Below are 1,514 nucleotides of genomic sequence, written 5' to 3' on the forward strand. Positions count from 1 at the left end.
TATGTGACGGGGTATTACAGTCAGCTGAGACCACATCAATATAACGGTGGGCTGACACCCAATGAGTCAGAGCGAAGATACTGGCTTGAATACAAAACCGTGGCCAATTTTAGTTGACCACTACAGAGTCCCGCCAGCGAGTGATAGAGTTTCTGCCGACGCTAGAGAAGCAGCTTAGCCAGCAACCCTTTATCGCCGGACAGAATTTCTCCATCGCCGACATCACCGCCTACGTGATGATGAGCTTTATCAAACACCTGGAGATCACCCCAAGCGACGACCACCCCAACCTCACCGCCTGGCTCGCCAAGATGGAACAACGCCCGTCGATCATAGCCGTCAACGGCTAAATTTGAGATAGAAGAAACTATGGTGGCGAGCTTAAATGCTGAAGCTCGCCTGCCAAATGGCCAAGGCCAAAAATAGTGAAGGTTAGGAATACTAGCTCAACGTCACCAGCTTCGACCGAGTAAAACAAAATCCAGCAAACAACGGAAGCAGTGCTGGCTCGGTTAGATTTACTTGTGCCTGCGTTTACCGGCGCTTTTTCGCCATTTATTAAAATACAAATATGCAATAGCAAAAAAAACTATTCCAATTAAGACTCTTTCCCCCATTGAATCAACGGCTGTTCCTTGTCCTGTCCGCGAAGCTAGTAATCCAAAAAATGAGACTAAAACACCTAGCACTATATACATTAGTGCATAACCTAGAGGCTCCCTTCGCTTCCTTGACTTCTGAGCACGTTCTTCTTTTATTTTCTTACGATATTTATCAGTATTAACCTGTGCTCGCCGCTTAACCGGATCATTAAGAATCAGCTCTATTTCTTTTACGCGATCAGGCCATCTATCCCGATCAATGTGCCTATATGCGTCTTCTAATTCCTCGACGCTATACTTTGTGTAATCAATTTTATCCATATTTGACTAATAATCTAACGCCCAGTTGAGTTGTGAGCAACGCCATACCCATGCTCTGCATATCACCTTAATCATTACACGCAACACATAGTATAAATGCCATGCGTTGTGAATCTCTCTTAAACAGTTTGTTAAATGCTGGACTTCAAATATTACCACGAGCTTTATCCATTTCATAAAGTACGTGATCATCTCCATCCTCTAATGCTTGGTGATATGCTGGATCTTTTATTTTATCTATTTCATTAGAAAGCGATAAAACTTCATCATCAAGGTTTTCAACTTTTTCACGTAAGTCTCGATTTTCAGACTCAAGCTCATCAAGTCTCTCTTGAAGCTTTATAATTGACTTCCCTGTTGCGGGAAATCTATTTATCTCATGCCATACACCAATAAAAAGAGCTCCTAATGATACCCATATTAACCAATTCATACTTTGCTCTCCTTATGGCATTTAACGCCCCGCTCTAGGGAATCCCCAGATAATTCCTTGTACAATCAATTAGTAGACACGCATGGTGCTGTTTGATCTAATCAATTTCGCCAAAAACAAACTAGAACAACACCATGCGCGACATTACAATACTACAT

The 1,514-nt window shown here is 42.3% G+C and carries 3 protein-coding genes; 1 reads left to right on the forward strand and 2 read right to left on the reverse strand.

Annotation, left to right across the window (positions count from 1 at the left end; all coding sequences use genetic code 11):
* Positions 1 to 113: 113 nt before the first annotated feature.
* The gene (locus tag GNT65_RS20370) at positions 114 to 350 is read left to right on the forward strand and encodes a glutathione binding-like protein (RefSeq protein WP_244952241.1); all 237 of its coding nucleotides are present in this window, start codon (positions 114 to 116) and stop codon (positions 348 to 350) included.
* A gap of 168 nt (positions 351 to 518) precedes the next feature.
* Here GNT65_RS20370 and GNT65_RS20375 read toward each other — a convergent pair whose 3' ends face one another.
* Positions 519 to 923 (reverse strand): hypothetical protein, encoded by a 405-nt coding sequence (locus tag GNT65_RS20375; RefSeq protein ID WP_160798998.1) that lies wholly within the window; start codon positions 921 to 923, stop codon positions 519 to 521.
* A gap of 145 nt (positions 924 to 1,068) precedes the next feature.
* Positions 1,069 to 1,356, reverse strand: a complete 288-nt coding sequence (locus tag GNT65_RS20380) for a hypothetical protein (RefSeq protein ID WP_160798999.1) — start codon at positions 1,354 to 1,356, stop codon at positions 1,069 to 1,071.
* Between the last annotated feature and the right edge of the window lie 158 nt (positions 1,357 to 1,514).

The sequence above is a fragment of the Shewanella insulae genome, from assembly GCF_009831655.1.
Classification (GTDB): domain Bacteria; phylum Pseudomonadota; class Gammaproteobacteria; order Enterobacterales; family Shewanellaceae; genus Shewanella; species Shewanella insulae.

Coding starts and splice junctions, on each gene's coding strand:
- GNT65_RS20375 (WP_160798998.1), bottom strand. CDS start 923: ATGGATAAAATTGATTACACAAAGTATAGCGTCGAGGAATTAGAAGAC.
- GNT65_RS20380 (WP_160798999.1), bottom strand. CDS start 1,356: ATGAATTGGTTAATATGGGTATCATTAGGAGCTCTTTTTATTGGTGTA.